Origin of the sequence: Proteiniclasticum sp., assembly GCF_032054185.1 — a bacterium.
Lineage (GTDB): Bacteria > Bacillota > Clostridia > Clostridiales > Clostridiaceae > Proteiniclasticum.
In genome coordinates this window covers 78,584-99,857 of record NZ_DAMBTF010000011.1, presented here as the reverse complement: position 1 = coordinate 99,857, position 21,274 = coordinate 78,584, and the positions used below count along the sequence as shown (strand labels likewise).

The 21,274-nt window shown below is 40.6% G+C and carries 18 protein-coding genes; 16 read left to right on the top strand and 2 right to left on the bottom strand.

What is annotated here, in order from left to right; translation table 11 throughout:
* Positions 1 to 22 precede the first annotated feature (22 nt).
* From RTX25_RS08210 to RTX25_RS08195, 4 genes are all read left to right on the top strand, one after another.
* Positions 23 to 1,303, top strand: coding sequence for a hypothetical protein (locus RTX25_RS08210; protein ID WP_312652598.1), 1,281 nt, complete (start codon positions 23 to 25; stop codon positions 1,301 to 1,303).
* Positions 1,304 to 1,446: 143 nt separating this feature from the next.
* The gene (locus tag RTX25_RS08205) at positions 1,447 to 3,702 is read left to right on the top strand and encodes a DEAD/DEAH box helicase family protein (protein WP_312652597.1); all 2,256 of its coding nucleotides are present in this window, start codon (positions 1,447 to 1,449) and stop codon (positions 3,700 to 3,702) included.
* Complete coding sequence (locus tag RTX25_RS08200; RefSeq protein ID WP_312652595.1) at positions 3,699 to 4,226, top strand: hypothetical protein; 528 nt, start codon at positions 3,699 to 3,701, stop codon at positions 4,224 to 4,226. The genes RTX25_RS08205 and RTX25_RS08200 overlap by 4 nt, the downstream gene beginning before the upstream one ends.
* A 262-nt stretch (positions 4,227 to 4,488) precedes the next feature.
* Positions 4,489 to 4,920, top strand: a complete 432-nt coding sequence (locus tag RTX25_RS08195; RefSeq protein ID WP_312652593.1) for a hypothetical protein — start codon at positions 4,489 to 4,491, stop codon at positions 4,918 to 4,920.
* A gap of 165 nt (positions 4,921 to 5,085) precedes the next feature.
* On the opposite strand, the gene RTX25_RS08190 is transcribed toward RTX25_RS08195, so the two are convergent.
* Positions 5,086 to 6,057, bottom strand: a complete 972-nt coding sequence (locus RTX25_RS08190) for an alpha/beta hydrolase (RefSeq protein ID WP_312652607.1) — start codon at positions 6,055 to 6,057, stop codon at positions 5,086 to 5,088.
* Between the two features lie 194 nt (positions 6,058 to 6,251).
* Complete coding sequence (locus RTX25_RS08185) at positions 6,252 to 6,716, bottom strand: pyridoxamine 5'-phosphate oxidase family protein (protein WP_312652591.1); 465 nt, start codon at positions 6,714 to 6,716, stop codon at positions 6,252 to 6,254.
* A 381-nt stretch (positions 6,717 to 7,097) separates the two neighbouring features.
* Between RTX25_RS08185 and RTX25_RS08180 the strand changes: the two genes are divergently transcribed.
* From RTX25_RS08180 to RTX25_RS08125, 12 genes are all read left to right on the top strand, one after another.
* Positions 7,098 to 7,373 carry an NAD(P)H-dependent oxidoreductase subunit E gene (locus RTX25_RS08180; RefSeq protein WP_312652589.1) on the top strand — a complete coding sequence of 92 codons (276 nt, stop codon included), beginning with the start codon at positions 7,098 to 7,100 and terminating at the stop codon, positions 7,371 to 7,373.
* Positions 7,354 to 9,057 (top strand): [Fe-Fe] hydrogenase large subunit C-terminal domain-containing protein, encoded by a 1,704-nt coding sequence (locus RTX25_RS08175; protein ID WP_312652587.1) that lies wholly within the window; start codon positions 7,354 to 7,356, stop codon positions 9,055 to 9,057. The genes RTX25_RS08180 and RTX25_RS08175 overlap by 20 nt, the downstream gene beginning before the upstream one ends.
* Positions 9,057 to 10,229 carry a SpoIIE family protein phosphatase gene (locus RTX25_RS08170; RefSeq protein ID WP_312652585.1) on the top strand — a complete coding sequence of 391 codons (1,173 nt, stop codon included), beginning with the start codon at positions 9,057 to 9,059 and terminating at the stop codon, positions 10,227 to 10,229. Before RTX25_RS08175 ends, RTX25_RS08170 begins: the two co-directional genes overlap by 1 nt.
* A 175-nt stretch (positions 10,230 to 10,404) precedes the next feature.
* Positions 10,405 to 10,773, top strand: a complete 369-nt coding sequence (locus RTX25_RS08165; protein WP_312652584.1) for a YkvA family protein — start codon at positions 10,405 to 10,407, stop codon at positions 10,771 to 10,773.
* 161 nt (positions 10,774 to 10,934) lie between these two features.
* The gene (locus RTX25_RS08160) at positions 10,935 to 11,741 is read left to right on the top strand and encodes a MerR family transcriptional regulator (protein WP_312652582.1); all 807 of its coding nucleotides are present in this window, start codon (positions 10,935 to 10,937) and stop codon (positions 11,739 to 11,741) included.
* Positions 11,742 to 11,824: 83 nt separating this feature from the next.
* Complete coding sequence (locus RTX25_RS08155) at positions 11,825 to 13,804, top strand: flavocytochrome c (protein WP_312652579.1); 1,980 nt, start codon at positions 11,825 to 11,827, stop codon at positions 13,802 to 13,804.
* A 532-nt stretch (positions 13,805 to 14,336) separates the two neighbouring features.
* Complete coding sequence (locus tag RTX25_RS08150) at positions 14,337 to 15,689, top strand: amino acid permease (protein ID WP_312652577.1); 1,353 nt, start codon at positions 14,337 to 14,339, stop codon at positions 15,687 to 15,689.
* Positions 15,690 to 15,866: 177 nt separating this feature from the next.
* Positions 15,867 to 16,616 (top strand): GntR family transcriptional regulator, encoded by a 750-nt coding sequence (locus RTX25_RS08145; protein WP_312652575.1) that lies wholly within the window; start codon positions 15,867 to 15,869, stop codon positions 16,614 to 16,616.
* Positions 16,609 to 17,337, top strand: coding sequence for a GntR family transcriptional regulator (locus RTX25_RS08140; RefSeq protein ID WP_312652573.1), 729 nt, complete (start codon positions 16,609 to 16,611; stop codon positions 17,335 to 17,337). The genes RTX25_RS08145 and RTX25_RS08140 overlap by 8 nt, the downstream gene beginning before the upstream one ends.
* 142 nt (positions 17,338 to 17,479) lie before the next feature.
* Positions 17,480 to 18,478 carry an SIS domain-containing protein gene (locus tag RTX25_RS08135; protein WP_312652571.1) on the top strand — a complete coding sequence of 333 codons (999 nt, stop codon included), beginning with the start codon at positions 17,480 to 17,482 and terminating at the stop codon, positions 18,476 to 18,478.
* Positions 18,479 to 18,598: 120 nt separating this feature from the next.
* Positions 18,599 to 19,378, top strand: coding sequence for a fructoselysine 6-kinase (gene frlD / locus RTX25_RS08130; RefSeq protein WP_312652569.1), 780 nt, complete (start codon positions 18,599 to 18,601; stop codon positions 19,376 to 19,378).
* Entirely contained in the window at positions 19,378 to 20,892 is a 1,515-nt protein-coding gene (locus tag RTX25_RS08125; protein ID WP_312652566.1) for an amidohydrolase family protein, read from the top strand. The genes frlD and RTX25_RS08125 overlap by 1 nt, the downstream gene beginning before the upstream one ends.
* Positions 20,893 to 21,274 lie beyond the last annotated feature (382 nt).

Here is a 21,274-nt window from a genome sequence, read left to right as displayed (position 1 = left end):
TTAGAAAGATTGGGGATATGTTATGAAACAATCAATTAAAATAATATCTTTAATTCTAATGATGACTACAACAATATCCTGTTCATCGATATCACAGGGAAAAGTTGATAACAATGATGTTCCGAGTACTGAACCTCCTAACACTTCAGAAGGGACGACTGAGAAACCAACAATTCCAGAAGAACCAGAACAACCACAAGAATTAGAAGCACCAAAAATTCTTTTTGAATTAGTTGATGGAAAGGACAACTTTGAAAAAAAGAAATTACATGAAATTACTGATAGTGAAGTAATATCTCAGATTGAAAAAATGTTTCCAGATTCTCAAGATTTATTGACTAAAAGCTACGGTGAAGATGGAGATGTTTTTCGTACTACTATTCCACTCGAAATCAGTCCTGGCATTTCAAAAGAAATCATTGATTTGATAGACGGCATAATCAATGACCCAGCTTTGATAAAAAAATATACGGATATGTTTAACTCGGATTTCAGTAAAATAACGGATCAAACCCAATATTTCAAAATAGTTAGAAGTTATTATCTATTGGCTTCTGAAATTGCTTTAGATTTCCTATTCAAGGAAATTAGTATTGAACTTGATAACATGGATGACGATATACAAGAAATCAAGAAATTTCAGGATCAGGAATTTAAATCAAGGATTATGTCATCACACTCTCGCATAAAGGAAATCTCAACGTTTACTTCGGAAATCGTTGAAAATGAAGAAATCAGAAAGAGGAATCTGGATAACTTAGAGCAATTGAAGGAAGATGTCATGCAACAGATAGATCAAGTTAACTTAAATATCTCGGATACTATTAAAGGAGAACTGGATGGCTTTGATAAGTATGTTGAAAAAATTAATGATGAATCAATTTTGATCGAGTATCAGAGAGTACTTATAAACTTGCTAGAAGAAATCAGCAATTTAATGTTTGTTCTCAGTTTAGGAGATTTATCTGAAGATTTAGGTTTCTCGACCTATAAGGAGTACATTATAAAAGCTAATGAAGCTAGAGTTGATTTGAGCGGCTGGCATGACATTCAGTTTGAAGAGTTTGGAGTTGATTTATCGAATAAAAAAGTCAACAAAGATGGAGTCGCTGGGATTATTTCATATATTCCGGGTGTATTTAACAAAGACTGGAGAAAAAAAGAGTTGGATGATACATTCATTGAAATAGTCAGGGAACAAACTAAAGAAGTACCCTTCGTAGTGGGACAACCTCGGAAACTGCAACGAGATAATGTATCGATTTACATTAAGGGAGGAAAGTATTATTACATGCATCCTTAAAAACTTTCTCGAGTTATTGGATTACTGAATCCATGTGAGTGGAATTATGTGCTTGCATGCCAAATACGGGTCACCAAGTATACTGTATGTGGTTTAAATAGATCTTTTGAACAATGAAAATGTGATATCGGAGGGATGAATAAATGATGGTTCCAAATAAAAACGCTCAAATAGTCAAAGTAATCAGCGGAAGAAATCCTATCACACTACATGAACATCAGATAGAAGCAATGACTGAGTTGAACGAAATTAATAAGAGAGAGACCTTTCATTCTATATTGGTATTGCCTACTGGGGGAGGGAAAACACTAACTGCGGTTTATTGGTTGCTAAAAAATGCTGTTGATAAAAAGAAAAAGGTTTTATGGATCGCTCACAGACATCTGTTATTAGAGCAGGCAGCGGATTCATTTGTGAATAACTGTTACTCTGATGTTATGATGAACGAAACGAATTTTAGATATAGAATCATCTCTGGTATGCATGATAAGCCAATACACATCAAACAAGAAGATGATGTTTTAATTGCGAGCAAAGACAGCATTGTCAATAACTTTGATATGATAGGTAAGTGGCTAAAAGATCAAGATGTTTATTTAATTATCGATGAAGCTCATCATGCTACTGCAAAATCATATGGAAGAATTATTGATTATGTTGAGGACAGTGCAAGGAACCTGAAATTATTAGGATTGACAGCAACTCCGTTCAGAACATCTGAAAAAGAAAAAGGATTACTTGGTAAGATTTTCACGGATGATATTCTGTATCAGATTGATTTATTAACGCTAATGAAGAAAGGTATTCTATCAAAGCCAGTTCCCGAGAGCTGTAATACAAATATTGATTTTGGTGATTCGCTAGGATTGAAGGCACTGAAAAGTATTGAGTTCTTGGATGTTATACCAGAAGACATGGCAGAAGAAATCGCTAATAATAGTAGTCGTAATAGTATCATTGTCCAAAGATATTTTGCTAACTATCAGACATATGGACAAACATTAGTGTTTGCATTAAACAGAACTCATGCGTTTGTATTAAAGGGTCTGTTTGAAAAATATGGTAAGAAGAACAATGTGAAAATCAGAAATAAAGATGGAGAAGAAAAGGATTTCGAGGCTGGAGTGATTGTCTCTGGAACCCAAGCGGAGTTTATAGGTATAGATATTTCCAATGAAGAAAATGCAAGACAAATTGAAGCGTTTAAAAAGGGAGATCTTCCTGTACTAATAAACGTAAACATACTTACTGAAGGAACCGATTTACCTAAAACACAAACTGTATTTCTTACGCGGCCTACAATATCTACTGTGTTGATGACACAGATGGTTGGAAGAGCGCTTAGAGGTGAAAAGGCAGGAGGGACTGCTAAGGCATATATCGTTAGCTTTGTGGATGATTGGAATAATAAAATAGCATGGGTTAATCCTGAGTCTCTAATTAATGAAGGTGAGTTTCCTACTCATGAACCACTAAACTATGTAAAGAGAAACTTCAGAATCATTTCTATTGCAAAAATCGAAGAGTTTGCACGCCTTATAGACGAAACTGTCGATACCAGGCTATTAGAGAGTATTGATTTTATCCAAAGAGTGCCAATCGGAATGTATGTATTTTCATTTGTTGATGAAAATAGCTTAGAGAGAAATCACCAAATATTAATCTATGATAGTACGAAAAATGCTTATGAGGAACTTGTTTCTTCACTATCCGATATATTCAAAGAATATGCAGTCGTCGAAGAGACAATTGAACCTAGTACATTTGATGAGATATGTGAGGTATACGAGAAGACTTATTTTTACGAAGAAATGATACCTCCTTATAATAGAAAAGACATAGAATATCTGATGAAGTTCTTCGCTCAAAAGGAATCAGAACCGCTCTATGTGCCCATAGAGGAGATTGATAGAAGAAAAGTGGATTTATCGCTTGTCGCAAAAGAAATAGTAGACAAAGACATGCGACGCAAAGATCAAGAGGTTTTTATCAATAGCTTGTGGGATGATGAGACAGGCCTTATGAGAATTTACTTCGGTAATAAATATTTTTACAAAAGACAGTTAGAAACTGAAATAGATAAAATTTTCAATCCTGAGCAGTATACCCTTCCAGGAAGGAATGCTACTTTTGCCGACAGATCTTGTGAAGAATTGACTATTTATGAGATGTTAAAAGCTTGTCCCGATTATGCGAAAAAATTAAAAGAAGGTGTTTATTCAAAAGCAATTGATGATGATGGAAAATTTTTCTGTGCTAAATGTGGAAAGAAATCTGCAACTAAGGCATTATTTCATATTGATCACATCAAGCCGATGAAGTGGGGAGGCCTTTCAGTTCCAGAAAACTTACAGTTGCTTTGTAGAACCTGCAATTGGGTGAAGAGTGATAAACAATGAAATATCTATGTACAGCATTTGATGTAGCAGTCTATATAAAAACAGCAAATTTTCCTATTAAACAAGAGTACGGAATATTAGAGTCTATTTGGGAAAGACGAGAAGAATTATTAGCTGCAAAATATAAAGCTGAAAAGAAACAGTTTTTAAATTTGATTCGGCATGAGATGAATAAACTGGATGGAAGTCTTGATTACGTTGATGAGATTAATTATATTCTTAAAGAGATGGGAAGTAAGTATCTGTTGTGTGATCAGGAGTTTGAACAGGATGTAATTGCAAGTTATTTTAAAGTCATAAAGATTCAACTTTTATTAACTCCTGGAAAAAAATATTGCAGAATAAAGCTAAGAACCATAATAAGGAGTTTTGGATATAAAAGAAGAACAGCATCACTTGTAGAGTATATGAACAAAACTATCAATGCGCTAGGTCTGAAGACATATGTACGTGGGCTAGAACGTTGTAATATTAGGGATGTTTCTCTTGACCAAGTAATAATAGTTCGATTGAAAAATATGTAGGCAAGCAATACGCTTGTAAAGTTGTATGATGGGACATCATTTGCAGAACTTATGCTTGAACATCATCTTGGTGTTTCTCCAGAGAAGGGATACTTGATGAAGAAAATTGACATAGATTACTTTATATGGAGAGTGGAAAAATATATTTTGACTTTTATGCGGATTTGTTAGACTTCATTGGTATGTGAGGGTTCTAAATTAAGTATTTTATATTTTTTTATAGCAACTGGTACTTGAGTATAAATGGGGAGGGAAACTATAAATGGGAAGTAGTTATCAAATAAAATGTAAGAATTGTGATTATACTAAAGAATTATTAGTTGGTATTGGGATGATGTATAGTCCCGAAAGAGTATTAGATGTATCTTCCAAATTTGCATTGCTTCCAGAACTTGTTAAGTCGAAAGTAATGCTAGAAAAAATAGAAAAGTTCTTGAATGAAGCAGATGGGGAAATTGCTGCTGATTATGGGCATGAAGTTTATTATTGTTCGAAGTGTAAAGATTTTCATGGTAAATTTCATATCAAGCTATCAAGTAAGGATAGTTCGTTAGAAATAGAACATCAATGTCCGAATTGTAGAATTGAATTGAATCGGCTAGATTTAAATCACATCAATATTACTAGTTATCCTTGTCCAATATGTGGTAAACATAGTTTAATCGAAGACAATGGCGGAATACTATGGGATTAGTATGATCAAAAATGAGATGGGATCTGACTAGGAATGAAAAGGTAAGGTGTAATAGATGTATAATATTGTAAGAAAAACAGCTACATGGATTGAACCAGTTACATTTACTGAACTGAAACTACTGGAAAGTGATGTAGAGGAAATATCGTCACATTTGCATTTAAGCTAGAGCTGTTTTGATCTGGAATCAAGGTTATCTACGGCACACTTAAAAGTATTGATGAAAAATGCAGTTGCATCCCTGCTTACATCTGCCTTCGGATTGATTATGTCGAAGCCATGATAACAGCCCGAAAAAACCTTGAAATCAACAGGCACTCCTGCTTTTCTAAGGTTTTCAACATACTGGATGGTCTCATCTCGGAATGGTTCAAGATCACCTACAAATGTAACAGCAGGAGGTAGATTTCGATAATCTGTCGCTCTTGCTGGAGCTGCATAGTAAGGAACATCTTTCCCGGATAGCTTGTCTAGATATAGTTTCCAGGCGAGTTCGTTCATCCTGGAGTTGAGTACAGGTGCGTTATTTTCTTTTGCAGATTCCGTAATCATCCGGTCATCGATCATAGGATATAAGGGCATCTGGAAAGCGATTTTCACTTCATCCTTATCTCTTGCATAGAGACATAGCGCAGCTGTTAATCCACCACCTGCACTTTCGCCACCAACCATCAGCTGATCGGGTCTTATACCCAGTTCTTTCGCATGACTCTTCATCCATTTAAGAGCAGTATATGCATCTTCTAAAGCTGCAGGGTAAGGCGTTTCAATTGATAATCTGTAATCCGGTGCGACGATAATACAGTCACTGGCTCCAATCAGTTTCTTGTAGGAATCAAAAAAGAACTCGGGGATTCCAAGAGCATACCCGCCACCATGAAGCCATAGAACTCCAGGGACGTTATTTACTGAGTGCTTAGGTCTGTAGATACATAATCGCAGTATAGTGCCATCTTCGCGTGTGATCCATTCTTCAGAAGAGTGAATACCCTTGATTTTGCGGCCTTTTGCCTTTTCAGCAAACTTTTTTGCAGAATGCATGAGCTTAAGGAATTTGGCTTCACTTGATTTACGGAAAAACAGATTGAAAAGGAATCCTCTGAGTCTAAGCTGCTTATCGACCATTGCATAGGTCACTTTCAAAGTGAACACCTCCTGTATAGGGTTCTATGAAAACAAAAGCTTCGTTAAATTGTCTTTCAAAGATTGCAATAGGATTTGGCCTTTAGACGCTTAAGCTGATGTCAGGAATGCTTTCTGCATTCTTCGGTTTACGCGTCTTTTCAATCGAGGAATCTGCGGGATATCGTGAATAGAGTAGAGCCGGTCTATTACCGTCTGCCGTCTGCTTCACCATTTTTTCTGACAGTGATATATTCGGCATCATTTACTCCATCAAGGTAGAGAAAACTCTTTACCTCCACCTGGACGACGGTGGCTTTATCCATGGAGGCTAGGGCTTTAAGACTTGGATGCCGATCTACCAGCTTATCGATGATATCCTGATTGAGCTTCTCGTCGTGAATAATCGTTGAGCGTCCATACACTGTAAGGGCTTTGACATGAGGCTCATCATCAAATATATGCTCTCTTGTATCAATAAGAAGACTCACATCAGGATTTTCTTCCATGTTTGTATATTTCATACTGCCCTTCAAGGTGAGCATGTAGAGCTTTATTCCTTCTTCATCTGAGAGATAAAGCATCAAGGAACTGTTGGTCAGGTTATCTTTGCAGGTGGATAGTACACAGAAATTATTCTCTTTTACCATGGCTTTGCATGCATTGATTTTCATGTTTTTACCTCCATCTATTCATTCTTTTTATTTCTTCTAGTATAGCACTACCTGAAATTTGAATGCTATGTCTAATAGCCTGAACCCCAAAGAATTTCGTAATGCAATAAACGATATGACTGTGAGATTATTACACAGCTGTTAAGTGCTGGGCTTTTTCATGATTTAAGCAGAAATGAAGAGCAAAGCAGCATATAGAGGCGATAAGAAATAGAGAATCAGCGCGGATATGAATGGTCTCTGGGGCAGGAATTTGATAGGCAGGCTGCTAGGACAACAAATAATGTAATCTGGCTCGCTAAAAGTTGTTAAAAAATTAACCCAATGTTATACTTTAAACATTGTTTGTCCTAAATCATGAAATATGTATGAGGTGGAATTATGCTGGAAGTCAGTCCCCTGGAAGTGGAAATCTGTGTAGGAAGTTCCTGTCATCTGAAAGGGTCCTATGAAGTCGTAAAGGCTATGGAGAATTATATCGAAAGTAATAGATTAACTGATGATATTAAGCTTAAAGGCAGCTTCTGCCTCAGTCACTGCACAGAAGGTGTCAGTGTGAGAATGGACGGGAAGCTCATTTCTCTATCACCGGAGAATGCAGAAGAAGCACTGAAAAAAGTGTGGGAGGAGAGAAGAAATGCAGCTGATCAACTTTAAGGAAGCGAACTGCAAGAACTGCTACAGATGTGTGAGAGCATGTCCTGTTAAGGCCATAAGGTTTCAGGACCATCAGGCGATCATTGACGATTCAAGATGCATAGCCTGCGGTCAGTGCTTTCTAGCCTGTCCGCAGAATGCAAGAGACGTGCAGAGCGATCTGCCAAAACTGAAGAAAGCGTTTTTTCAGAGAAAGACAGTGGTAGCACTCATTGCACCCTCATTCTCCGGCTTCTACAGAAACAAAGGCGGGTTTATTCATGGCCTGAAGAAGCTTGGTTTTTCGAAGATCGTTGAAGTCTCCTCAGGGGCAGATGAAGTGACGGCGGCCTACGAGAAATACATATCCGAAACTAAACCCGAATATGCCATCTCAAGCTGCTGCCCGACGGTGAACCTCATCATCAGGAGATATTATGAGGAACTTACGGATTACCTTATCCCGGTGATCTCTCCCATGATGGCCACGGGAAAAGCGGTGAAAGCGGAAAATCCGGATGATTATACCGTCTTCATCAGTCCATGCCTCAGCAAAAAATGTGAGCCGCTGACCTTCGGAAACGAAGGGGTAATTGATGCGGTGATTTCCATGGAAGAAATCAGCATACTGTTCCAGCAGATGGATCTCGACCCTGAAATGCTCAGTCCCTATGAGCCTGACGTCTCAGGTAGAGCATCGGGAAAGAAATATCCCCTTAAAGGCGGAATCAGTGAGGGCATTGAAGCGGCGCTGAACAAGAACGGCTATGACAGACTTCATGTTGAAGGCATCAGTCAGGTCAAGGAAGTTCTTGAGGAGCTGAAGAGCGGAATGCTTAAGCCTGCTTTTCTGGAGCTTAATGCCTGCCATGAGTCCTGTATCTCGGGTCCTTGTGTCCCGAAGAAAGCCATAAGCACCTTCCAGAGAAAGCAGCTGGTCAAGAGTCATGTCAAAGAAGGCTGGCAAGGTGAGACAGGAGAACTCTCCTATGAGGGGATCGATCTTTCCACAAGCTATGTTAAATGCCCCATAAAGAGAAATCAGTACTCAGAAGAAGAGATTGTGATGACCCTTGCCCGCATGGGCAAGAGAAAGCCAAAGGATGAACTGGACTGCGGTGCCTGCGGCTATGACAGCTGCCGAGAAAAAGCGAGGGCAGTTCTGGATGGAATGTCGGATGTGGAGATGTGCATGCCGTTCATGAGAACAAGAGCCGAGCATATGAGCGACATCATCTTCTATAACTCACCCAATATGATCTTTGTGCTGGATGAGGATCTCTGTATTCTGCAGATCAATCCATCTGCCGAGATGACCTTCAACACCAAGGCAAGTGAGTTCAAGAATTTTCCGATCCAGATACTTCTTGATCACAGCGGCTTTGAGGAAGTCAGAAGGACAAGAATCAATGCGCTGAGCAGAAGAGTAGCATATAAGGAGTTCGGTCTTATTGTCATGCAGAGCATCATTTTCCTGCCTAAGGACAATCAGATCCTTGTCATCATGTCTGACATCACAGAGGAAGAAAACAGAAGAGATGAGCTGCAGCTGATGAAAGAAAACACCATAGCCATAACCAATAAGGTCATCGAAAAACAGATGAGAGTTGCCCATGAAATCGCAAGCCTTCTTGGAGAAACCACAGCTGAGACTAAGATTGCGCTCAATAAGCTGAAGGATCTTGTTCAGGAGGAAGGAAACTGATGGACTACTATATGGATGTTACACATCTTTCGATCAATAAATACGGTGAGGAGCTATGTGGAGACCATATAGAGATTGCAGAGAATGGGACAAGGAAGATCATGGTTCTTTCTGACGGTCTGGGCAGTGGAGTGAAAGCCAATATCCTGGCAACACTTACTGCAAAGATTGCGGTGACCATGCTGAAGGAAGACGCAACACTTGAAGATACCATCGAAACCATAACGAGCACTCTTCCTGTGTGCTCGGTGAGAAAGCTCGCCTATTCCACCTTTACCATCATCATGGCGGATAACAGCGGAAAGATCAGTATTGTTGAATTCGACAACCCTTCCTATTTCTACTTCAGGGAAGGAAAGCTCAGCATGCCTCATAAAAAGAGAAGAGAGATCCATGGAAAGATCATCTATGAGTCAGAGATCAGTATGGTCCCAGGAGACTACCTGACGGTGATCAGTGATGGGGTTGTCCATGCAGGAGTAGGAAAACTTCTGAATTTCGGATGGAAGTGGGAGAACATCAAAGAGTTTATCGAAGAGCTCTCCCTTAAGAGAGAATCAACGAATATTCTGGCTCATGAGGTTCTGGGATACACCAATGTACTCTACGATCTAAAACCGGGGGACGATGCCAGTGTACTGTGCCTGTCCATGAAAGAGAAGAAGATCCTCAATCTCTTCACCGGTCCACCCATTCATCCGGAAGATGATGTGGTATTTGCAAGATCTTTTATGGATGCAGAAGGGATAAAGGTGATCTCAGGTGGTACCACGGCAAACATCATTTCAAGAGAACTCGATATTCCGCTATCCATCGATATGAGCTGCATCACTGCAAAGCTTCCACCTGTGGCTTTGATGGAAGGAGCGGATCTTGTCACCGAAGGCGTTCTTACTCTTGGTGAGGTGATCAGTATTCTTGAAGGATTAACTGGTGATGAATTAAGTGAAAATATCCTGAAGAGGCTTTATTCATCTGATGCTGCAGCAAGATTAAGCAGAATGCTTCTTAATGATGCCACAGAGATCAAGCTCTTTATGGGCACTGCTGTCAATCCTGCTCATCAGGAACCTGGATTCTCATACAACTATAACTATAAGGTCAATCAGATCAATAGATTAATGGAGCTTCTTGAAAAGTATGGAAGGAAGGTCCATCTTTATACCATCTAGATCAGAAGCTGTGTCGTATACAATCCTTCCGGATAATTCTGTCAAAATATTCTAGAGGTATGGAAAAGACTGCCTATGATGGGATACAGGGAATAGTCCATTAATTCAGGAGAAGCGTATAATGGTGAAAGTTTCATAAGAAATACATTAATATGAAAGGGGACGAGGTGAGAAAATGAATCTGAAAGAAAGAGCAAAACAGCTGAAAACAGATATACCTGCAGTATTCTTATGCCTGAAAAGCAAAGACACCCCACTGGCAGCAAAACTTCTGGCTGCAATTACAATCGCATATGCTCTTTCTCCTATCGATCTGATTCCGGACTTTATACCGGTACTTGGTTATCTGGACGACATGATCATTCTCCCGGCTTTAATAACATTGACTGTTCGTCAGATTCCAGATGAGACCTTCATTCGTTTCAGGATTGAAGCCGAAGGAATGTGGGAAAACGGTAAACCTAAAAAATGGTATTATGCTATACCGATTGTGCTGATTTGGCTGTCTATAGTCTGGCTGCTATTTAAATCCTTTTATCTTTAACCATTGTGGTTCTTCAATATAAACGTTATTTTCTTAAGTAGCATGGGTGCTTATCCGTGTTTAATCAGTATTTATTCCTGATTGCAATAAATAAGTTCCTACATACCGCGTGGGTTAACAAATGAAAAAACTGAAACTATAAATGAATGGAGAGGGAAATCATGAACTACACCATCAAGAAATTTGCCGGCATGCAGGGGCTGACGGTAGATACATTGCGTCAGTATGAAAAGAAAGGAATCATCAGACCTTTTCAGGATCAGGAAAATGGTTATCGCTATTATACCGATATGGATGTCAGGATTGTATCTACTTCACGATGGTTTTCCAGCTTAGGTTTTTCCTTATCCCAAGTCGCAGTTATTATGAAGAATCTGTCCAATGATGAGCTTCAGCATGCCTTTTCAAGCCGCATAGTCGAACAGAAACGCCAGATCGCCTTTGAACAGATAAAGCTAGAGAAGCTCATCACATTTCAAAGGTATTATGATCTTATTGAAAAAGGAGAACCCTTTTACGAGGAAGTAATGTTACCTGAGCTGATCTATCTTCCACATTCTTATAAGGATCAGCTGCTTCAGGATGAAGAAGTTCTTCCGTATGTACGAGCCTGGATGGAGCTTCTGCCTTTAACTTATTACACCAGAAGAATTCCGTATGCTGCTCTGAAGGGTGAAGAACCATTTTCCTATTATATGGCACTATGTATATCCATGGATAATTCAAAGCTTTGGCCGCTTCCTATACCTTCTTTTGCGAAATCATCTCCTAAGAGAAAATGCATCCATACGATTATACGTAAAAATCACGAAGAAATGATATCGATGAAGCATCTGGAAAAACCTCTTCAGTATCTCCAGGAAAAAGGTCTCATACTGACTGGAGATGTCATGACGATGTTTATCTCTTCCAGGGTTGAAAACGGTCAGAAGGTTAATTATCATTTTGCATATTTACCCATAGAATAAAGTGATTCCCCTGTTGACCTTGGTGTTGGACCAGGGTATACAATAAGTTTGTTAAATATCAAACTTATAAGGGGGATTAATTTATGTGGAAAAAGAAAATAGCTGCAGCACTTATGCTGGTACTCATGCTTGCAGGCAGCGGCTGTGGATCCAAAAATGAAACGGCTCCAGAGACACCGGCTCAAGGTGGGACGGAAAAGCTTTATACGGCTGGAGAGTATACTGCAACAGGGGAAGGAAACTATGGAGAGATTCCGGTAACCGTAACTTTCAGTGAAACAGAAATACTTTCTATTGTGGTGGGTGATAATGAAGAAACTCCGGATATCGCTAAACCGGTTTTCGAGAAAATTCCTGATGAGATACTCACTGGACAGACTCTTCATGTGGATGTTGTTGCAGGTGCTACGAACTCCAGCAAAGGTCTTTTAGCTGCGATTGAAGCTTGCGTGGAAAAAGCTGGCGGAGATGTGGAGGCGTTAAAAAATAAAGTTGTCGAGGTTGGAGAAAAGGAAGCCATCGAAAAGACTGCTGATGTTGTAATCATCGGCGGTGGCGGTGCTGGAGCCGCAGCTGCAGCTTCAGCTGCAGAGAATGGTGCATCGGTCATTCTCGTAGAAAAAGGTTCATCCTTAGGTGGGAATACTGTTCGTGCAGGTGGTGCCTACAATGCTGTGGATGAGGAAAGACAGTCGGCAGTTGAAATGAATGATGCTTTAATCAATGATCTTAAATCCATTCTAGAAGTGGATGAAAACAAGTTTGGCGACTTCAAGGATACTGTCGTGACATTAAAGGAGCAGATCAGGAAGTATTTTGCTGAGGGAGATACCACCAAACTGTTCGACTCAGAAGAACTTCATATGTATCAGATCTACATAGGCGGAAAGCGTAAAGATAAAAATGGTGAAGAAATAACCAGCACATACACTTTAGCGAAGAAGCTTACAGGTCAAGCTCTGGATGCCCTTAACTGGCTTGTTTCAAAAGATAAGACGATAAAAATCAATGACGGAATCGGTACTGTGCTAGGTGCCATGTGGCCAAGAACTCATGGACTATCCACCAGTGTAGGGGTTGGATTCATCAATCCGCTGGCAGAAGATGCGAAGAAAAACGGAGCAGAGTTTATGCTGGAGACCAAGGCTGAAGAACTGATCATCGAAAATGGTCGTGTGGTTGGTGTAAAGGCTGTAAAGACAGATGGAACAAAGGTTACACTACATGCAGCTAAAGGTGTCATCATGGCAACCGGAGGATTTGGGGCCAACGCAAAGATGGTGGCACAGTACAATACATACTGGCCGACCATTCCGGAAGACATGAAGAGCACCAATACATCCAATGCAACGGGTGACGGAATCAACATGGGTATTTCTGCAGGGGCTAATCTTGTGGGAATGGGATTTGCACAGCTTATGCCTAGTTCACATCCTGAAACCGGAGCTCTTTCTGGCGGTGTATGGGGAAGTGCTGAATCCCAGGTATTCATAAACAAAGAAGGGACTCGTTTTGTCAATGAATATGCTGAAAGAGATACCCTTGCAAGTGCTGCACTTAAGCAGACGGATAGCCTGTTCTACATCATCTGCGATCAGGTGACAGCAGGAGATCCTCAGCCAGGCGCTAAGAATGGATGGGGCGATGTCATCGATGATCTGGTGGAAACTAAGAGCATATATCGTGCCGATACTCTTGAAGAGCTGGCAGAAGAGATGGGCGTACCGGCGGATACGCTTGTAGCTGAAATTGAAAAATACAATACATTCATCGACAATCAGAAAGATCCTGAGTTCGGCAAAACGAACTTTGGACCTAAAATCGAGGTTGCACCTTTCTACGCAACACCTCGTTCACCATCTCTTCATCACACCATGGGCGGACTTCAGATTAACGATGAAGCACAGGTGCTGGATAAGAATGGAAAAGCAATTCCAGGTTTCTACGCAGCTGGCGAAGTGACTGGAGGAATCCATGCAGGTAACAGACTGGGCGGAAATGCACTAACTGATATTCTGGTATTTGGAAGAATTGCCGGAAAGAATGCAGCTACAGAGAAGTAGAATAATTTAACCTAATTAGAGGACAGTCAGTTTCTGCGGAAACTGGCTGTCTTTTATTTAAGCCTGAATAATTGCGGACAACTAAGGGTTAAGTTGTTCAGAAATGAAATCAGCTTAATGGGGACATTCATCAAGGAGTACTCTTTAAAGTTATATAACTTTAAAAAATCAGTACCTCTTCATTTTTTGAAAGGAATGGCTCAGTCGATTCTAGTAGATTCATCTATTACTAACAGTTCCCTGATCATTTCTAGCGTGAAATAATATCTGACACTGAATGTAAAAGTTTAAATAGAACTATTGACGAGGGATTTTTAGCGTGCTATATTGAAATTGGTTCAAAAATAAGCAAACATGTATAAAATATAATCAAGCAAATAAAATGCTGATTCTATTGATGTTTGACTTATAACAGTTTACCGAAAGATGTACAATTCATATTCTATGAATGAATCTTTCAAATACCATTATTGCTGGAAACTATCCGGAGAGTATTTTGGCAGATGGTGACTAAAAAACCGGGGGGATTAAAATGAACATGGAACAAGAAATTGATCAGGCATACAAAACAGAACTTAAGAGAAAGCTTGGACTTAGTGCTGCAGTGGCAATCAGTGTAGGTACGACCGTCGGATCAGGCATTTTTTCATCCGTTGGAGAAGTATCAGGTGCTGCAGGATCAGCTATTATAACAATACTGGCATTTTTAATCGGGGGACTTATCAATATCCCCGCAAATCTTGTCTATGCAGAGCTTGCCACAGCATATCCAGAAAATGGCGGACAGTATGTATACTTCAGAGAAGCAGGATCTAAGCCTATGGCTTTTCTTGTAGGATGGATCAGCTTCTGGGCAACTGACCCACCATCAATTTCCATCATGGCACTTGCTATTGCCAACTACATGGCATACTTCCTGGGGATCTCAGGAATCATGATTAAGATTACAGCCACCGTACTGGTATTGCTTTTCATGACCATACACCTACGTTCAGTTGAAGGAGGCGGCAAGTTCCAGACCTTCATTACAGCTTTCAAGATTCTGCCTTTCGCACTTCTGATCGGACTTGGTCTTTTCTATGTGAAGGGCGATCTTATAAGCGCCCCAGCTATTGCAGGTGCACCAACAGGTATACTTGCCTTATTGGCTGCAATATCTGCAACAACCTGGTCATACGACGGCATGGGTGCTGTCTGCTATATGACTGGTGAAATCAAAGAACCAAAGAAGACCATGCCTAAGGCGCTTATTATCTCTGTACTTCTCATCATCGTACTTTATACTGCGCTTTCAACAGTTATCACCGGACTTACGCCTATCGAAACCCTTGCAGGCTCTGATGCACCAGTTGCACTTGCTGTATCGAAGATTCCTGGTATCGGTGGAGCGGCGAGTAACCTTGTGGCAGTAATGGCGATTATAGTCATCATTGGATCATTATCCAGCTGTATCATGTTCCAGCCAAGAATGGAATATGCAATGGCGAAAGACGGACTGTTCTTCAAATCCTTTGCAAAAGTACATCCAAAGTGGGAAACACCTTATTTCTCCATCCTAGTTCAGTGTGCAATGGGAATCATCCTGATATTTGCATCTAACATTACAGAGCTTCTTGGATACTTTACTCTGGTGGCCTTGGTTAAGAACTTTCTTACCTTTGGAACAATCTTCGTTCATCGAAAGAAGGCTACCTACAAACCACTATGGAAAGCACCAGCATGGAGATTCATGGCTCTTATGGCAATGTTCACCACAGGAACCCTTATAGTGTCAACGTTCCTCTGGGCTCCAATTCCAGGACTTATCGCAGCGGTTGTCATCATAGCTACCGGCCTTCCTGTGTACTTTTACTGGGACAAGAAATCATCAGCTCAATTGAGCTGATAGAATACGCATAGCATATCGTCACTGAGAATCACAGTGGAGCACACTTATGTTCCACTGTGATTTTTTATCCGTAATAATAATCTGGCTGTGTTTTCTGAAAGAGTCTTCAGAAATGCTTATTCAGAATAAAATATGATATACTTTTAGTATGATATAGGAAAGAAGGTAGACAAAATGGATGATCAGGGAAAAAGTAAATCCAGAAATGAAGCTCAGGAAGAGCTGGAGTATTTCATAAAGGTAAATCTGCTGAAAGCGCATGATAAGCTGCCTTCAGAGCGTGAATTAAGTGAGATTTTCAATATAAACCGATCGACATTGAGAGCGGCCATACAAAGAATGGTTGATGAAGGTAAGCTGTACAAAGTAACAGGTTCAGGTAATTTTGTACAAGAGCCTAAAATCGTAAGAAATCTGAATGACCTGGACTCCCTAACTGAACTAGTGGAAGGTTTAGGTAAGAAGATTTCCAGTAGAGTAATCCTGGCATCGGTAATTGAAGCGAATAAGCAGATCATGAAAAAGCTGAAACTGCCTTTGGGCACTAAGGTTTTTGAGCTACTTAGAGTCAGACTTGTAGACAATGAACCATTCGTGCTGGAAACGAGCTTCATCGAATATCATCGGTTTGAGGGAATTGATCAGTATGATTTTGAGAAAGTCTCCTTGTACAGAATTCTGAAAGATGTTTATGGAGTTGATATTGTAAAGGGCCAGGAGAAACTGACTCTTACCTATGCCACTGAAGAAGAATCGAATCTGCTTTCTGTAGCATATAAATCACCGCTTTTCTTCATCAGCGGTACAGCAGAAGACAGTGGAGAACGACCGGTGGAATACTTCAGGTCCGTCGTGAGGCCAGACAAAATGAAGTTCTCGAGCATACTTGTTAAAAAGAATCAGGAGGAAATACAGCATGGATGAGAAGGAAATCACCTATACGTTTCCAATCTATCTACAGCTCAGAGAAATCATAAGAACAAAGATTGAGGAAGGTGAATATCAGCCAGGTATGGCGATATCTTCAGAGAATGAACTTGCTGAAACATACGGAATCAATCGAATGACGGTAAGAAGTGCTATTGATGCATTGATTAAGGAGGGTCTTCTTCGCTCAGTCCAGGGGAAAGGTATATTTGTTGTAGGACAGAAGTATGAGCGGAATCTTGATATTCTGGAAGGATTCACTCAGGTCATGAAGTCCAAAAATGCAAGTCCGAAATTCAAGATCCTTCAGAAGAATGCGAGGCCAGCAGGAAAGCTCTTTGCAGATCTCTTTGGCATAAAAGAAGAGGATCAGATTTATTATATTCGTCGAACATGCTATGACAATAATGAGCCTGTTTCCATTGAAGAACTGTTTATACCCGAATATCTGGTGCCTAAGTTTCATGGCATAGATCTCACAGTTTTTTCCATCTATGAGATTTATGAGTTCTATGGTATAAACCTGGTAAAAGCTGTCCAGACACTTGATATCACAAAACTTAACCAGAGGGATGCAAAGATTCTTGAAGAGGATGAGGATGTTCCGGTTCTTTTATTCGAATGCACAAGTTTTGATAACAAAGACAGAGTAATTGAATTTACGAGAAGCTATACGCGGAGCGGAAAGAGTGACTACAGTGTGGATTTTCGTGTTTAGAAAGAGGCCTGGAGGACCAGGCTTATTTTCATTGGTGAGTGGTATAATAATTGACAAACTTGTTGAATTGTAGAAAGAGATATGTTAGTATCATTTTAGTGGTACAAAATTAAGTAAAAATGTATAGTATCAGGAGGAAGTTATGTTAAAATTTAATGAAGAATTCTGGGTTGAAAGTTTTAAAGGGGCACTTACCAAGCGCCAGGAAATCGAGGCAATTGTGGATCGGATTCATGAAGAGGGATATGACAATATCTTCTTTTTAGGTATCGGGGGAACATACGCGTCAAGTATGCAGGTCGTTCAGCATATCAAGGAGTTCAGTGCCATGCCTGCTTTTGTGGAGCATGCAGCCGAATATATGACAACAGGAAACAAAGCGCTAACAAAGAACTCGCTTGTGGTCTTCTCTTCTGTTAGCGGAACAACAGAAGAAGTTCTTGTCGCCCTAAAATATATCAGAGAGAATATAGGGTCAAGAATCATCGGATTTATAGACAAGGATGATACACCTATGGGTGAATTAGCAGACCATCTGGTTATTTATCCCATGAACGAACAGCTGAAGTTCTTTATGTTGGCAGACAGATTCATGTGGCAAAGAGGTGACTTCGATGAGTATGAAGAACTATACAAGGAACTGGATGCACATCTTCCAGAAGCTCTGGTGGATACGGAAAAACGTGCAGACGAGTTTGGAAAAGCTTTTGCGGAGAAGCATCACAATGATGAAATGCATTACTTCATAGGTGCAGGCAATCAGATGGGTGCCACTTATTCCTACGCCATGTGTTATTGGGAAGAGCAGCACTGGATAAGAACGAAATCTATTCATGCGGCAGAATTTCTACATGGTACTCTCGAAGTCATAGACAGAGACAGTAACGTCACACTATTTCTGGGCGAAGACAGTCAGAGGCCTCTTGCAGAAAGAGTCAGAGACTTTCTTCCTAGAATCTGCGGAAACTGTACATTTATCGATACCCGAGATTATCCCCTTGCTGGAATAAGCGAGCGCTTCAGAGGGCATATCTCTCACCTCGTGATGATGGCTGTGAACAGAAGAATTGATGCGCATCTTGAAAAAATCAACTGCCATCCGGTGGAAATAAGAAGATATTACAGACAGCTGAAATACTAAATACTAAAGTGAGACTTCTGATATCGGTCAATATATAGAGTGAATAAAAGGACTGCCAAATCAGGCTGAACTCTTGTTGGTGACTGCAGACGAATGAAGATAATAAAATGGGGGAAAGAAATGAGAATTGCAACAGTGGGCGATAACTGTATTGACTACTATGAGAATCTGCATACAGGATATCCAGGAGGAAATCCTGTCAATGTGGCGGTATATCTTAAGCGTTTAGGAGTGGAAGCTTCATATATAGGATTTGTGGGAAATGATGATTATGGAAAGATCCTCACTGAAGCATTGTCACAGAAAGGTGTGGATATATCCCATGTATCAGTGAAAGAAGGATCCACTGCCGTCACACAGGTGGAGCTGGTGAACGGTGAGAGGGTCTTTGGAGAATATGATGAAGGCGTTATGGCAGATTTTATGCTTACAGAGGATGATCTTCACTTTCTGTCGGAACATGATCTTATCGTAAGCGGGATCTGGGGAAAGATAGAGGGGAGACTTCCTGAACTGAAGAGCCTTGGAAATCTCATCGCATTTGACTTTGCAACAAAGCTTGAGGATCCAATTAAGGAAGCTGCAATACCCTACGTTGATTATGCATTCTTTGCTGCAGAAGAGGAGACAGATGATCTTCTTCATTTCATGGTGACAGAAAAAGCAAAAGGACCTAAGGTTGTTATTGTCACATTGGGTGAAAACGGAAGTATCGCATATGATGGTGATTTTCACCGGTTCGGGATTGTGCCTTGCGAAGTCAGAGATTCAATGGGTGCAGGAGACAGCTATATCGCAGGTTTTCTGAAGGCTGTCATAGAAGGTCATCCTATTCCATATGCAATGGAGCAGGGTGCAAGGAACAGCAGTGTCACTTTGAGTTATGTGGGGGCTTGGTAATGAGAAAGATTGTAAGATGCAGACACATTTTCACTGAAGAAGGGCTGCTTGATGGTTATTTACTGATTTCAGATGGAATGATTGAAAAAGTGGGCTATGGCTCACCAGATGACCAAGAGAGAATGGGAACAGAATACCTGAACTATGAAGAAGGCATGATCATTCCTGGTCTAGTGGATACGCACTGTTTCTTTATGGGGAAGTACTTTCAGGACTATGGAGAAGATTTTTCCGGATATGGTCAAGAAGATCTGCTGCTGGATTTCGTAAATCGTGGCGACAGGAAGCTTGTTCTTGGGAGAAATGTCTGTGAAGAAGCCTTTAGGGCGCTGTCAGAGAAATCACTTCCCAACAGGTATCCCATCGTTCTATTTCACAGTTCCTTCGATGAGATGCTGGTGAATGAGAAAGCAGAGATTAAATATGCGGTGAATAGCGGACCCGTGACTATGGAAGGCTGTGTACACCTCATAGAAGAAGCCTTGAAAGATGAAGAAGCTTTTCTCAGCGCTTATGAAAAACATACGGGAAAGCTTCTTGCTAAAGGGGTAACCTCGGTCAAGGAAGTTGCTTTCGATCAAGGGTTTGGATATTTAGAAGCGCTAGAGAAGTATCGTATGGAGAAAGGTATACCTATAAGAACTGCTGTTGTGAGTCAACCTGTGGCAAAAATCTGGGATATCTCCTGGGCAGTGGACATGAAGAAAAGGTATGCTTATGAAGATTTTCGGTTCCATGGCTTCAATATCATGCTTGATGGATCTATGTCTCAGGAGGAAGCTCATCTTAAGAAGAACTATTCCGGCAGGGGTTATACCGTGCGTACTGTCCCTGACTACGAAAAGGCTTACGATTTGGTAAAGGCAGCGGATGAAAATGATCTGGCGGTGTCTCTACATGCTCAGGGAGGAATGGCTGTGGCGGAAGGTGTAAGGATACTGTCCGGCATGAAAAAAGATAAGTGCGGGAAACTTAAAAACAGACACAGTATGACTGATCTTGAGATGGGAGAAGATGAAGAGTTCCGTAAAATGGCTGAGCTTGATATCCATGCGGAAATCTATCCGCAGATTCAGAGTATCTACGACGACTGGCGAGGAAAGATCAATCAGGTTAAAGGTCATGTGGGAGAAGAATACCGCAGAATCTGGAACAGGGCATCGATGGTTTCTGAAGGTGTATCCATTTCCTGCGCTACTGATCTTCCGCTGCTGTTTCCAGATCTTCCAGAATCGATTTATTATGCATGTGGAGGGTTTGTTGGAGAGTCAGTGGAACCCTTTGTCGAGAAAAATGTTATGGACCGTGTATCCCTCATTAATGCCTGGACCCAGGGTGGAATCGTGAGTCTTTATGGACGTGAAGAAAGGCTCGGAAAGATCAGGGAAGGTTATGGTGCAGATTTAGCGGTTTATGACCGCAATCTTCTGGAGGAGCCCCTGAATACAATAAGAGATGCAAAAGTCTTGCTGACCATCTCAAGGGGGAAAACCTCTTATAAGAGGTTCAAGTAAAAAGATAATGTTTCATCTGGAATCTTACACTGAGAGGCTTTTAAAGTAGAGTGGCTTCTTGGTGTGAGAGACATGATGCTTATGTTCGGTTCAAGTCTTTATATACACCGACCGCCTTGTAAACGATAACAGGGTATGGCGTAAGGAGTTTATCATTCCCAGCACCTTCGATATCTCCGCTGGAACCAATGCTGCAGGTTCGGAAGGGTTAGGTACCCTGCCTTATTTTGCCGGAGAATGAACACCCATAAATGATCCTTTTGCGAGAGGAATGGTGTTTGGTCTGACACTGAAACATACAATGAAACACCTCTACAGATCTGCACTGGAGTCTACCTGAACTTTAAGCACTACTTGGAGGCGGGCATTCTGGAATTAAAGG

Bases quoted from the DNA above. Each gene is read 5' to 3' on its own strand.
- RTX25_RS08145 (WP_312652575.1), top strand. From the start codon at position 15,867: ATGGATGATCAGGGAAAAAGTAAATCCAGAAATGAAGCTCAGGAAGAG.
- RTX25_RS08135 (WP_312652571.1), top strand. From the start codon at position 17,480: ATGTTAAAATTTAATGAAGAATTCTGGGTTGAAAGTTTTAAAGGGGCA.
- RTX25_RS08200 (WP_312652595.1), top strand. From the start codon at position 3,699: ATGAAATATCTATGTACAGCATTTGATGTAGCAGTCTATATAAAAACA.
- RTX25_RS08205 (WP_312652597.1), top strand. From the start codon at position 1,447: ATGATGGTTCCAAATAAAAACGCTCAAATAGTCAAAGTAATCAGCGGA.
- RTX25_RS08125 (WP_312652566.1), top strand. From the start codon at position 19,378: ATGAGAAAGATTGTAAGATGCAGACACATTTTCACTGAAGAAGGGCTG.
- RTX25_RS08195 (WP_312652593.1), top strand. From the start codon at position 4,489: ATGGGAAGTAGTTATCAAATAAAATGTAAGAATTGTGATTATACTAAA.
- RTX25_RS08140 (WP_312652573.1), top strand. From the start codon at position 16,609: ATGGATGAGAAGGAAATCACCTATACGTTTCCAATCTATCTACAGCTC.
- frlD (WP_312652569.1), top strand. From the start codon at position 18,599: ATGAGAATTGCAACAGTGGGCGATAACTGTATTGACTACTATGAGAAT.
- RTX25_RS08160 (WP_312652582.1), top strand. From the start codon at position 10,935: ATGAACTACACCATCAAGAAATTTGCCGGCATGCAGGGGCTGACGGTA.
- RTX25_RS08180 (WP_312652589.1), top strand. From the start codon at position 7,098: ATGCTGGAAGTCAGTCCCCTGGAAGTGGAAATCTGTGTAGGAAGTTCC.
- RTX25_RS08210 (WP_312652598.1), top strand. From the start codon at position 23: ATGAAACAATCAATTAAAATAATATCTTTAATTCTAATGATGACTACA.
- RTX25_RS08175 (WP_312652587.1), top strand. From the start codon at position 7,354: ATGCAGCTGATCAACTTTAAGGAAGCGAACTGCAAGAACTGCTACAGA.
- RTX25_RS08170 (WP_312652585.1), top strand. From the start codon at position 9,057: ATGGACTACTATATGGATGTTACACATCTTTCGATCAATAAATACGGT.
- RTX25_RS08185 (WP_312652591.1), bottom strand. From the start codon at position 6,716: ATGAAAATCAATGCATGCAAAGCCATGGTAAAAGAGAATAATTTCTGT.
- RTX25_RS08165 (WP_312652584.1), top strand. From the start codon at position 10,405: ATGAATCTGAAAGAAAGAGCAAAACAGCTGAAAACAGATATACCTGCA.
- RTX25_RS08155 (WP_312652579.1), top strand. From the start codon at position 11,825: ATGTGGAAAAAGAAAATAGCTGCAGCACTTATGCTGGTACTCATGCTT.
- RTX25_RS08150 (WP_312652577.1), top strand. From the start codon at position 14,337: ATGAACATGGAACAAGAAATTGATCAGGCATACAAAACAGAACTTAAG.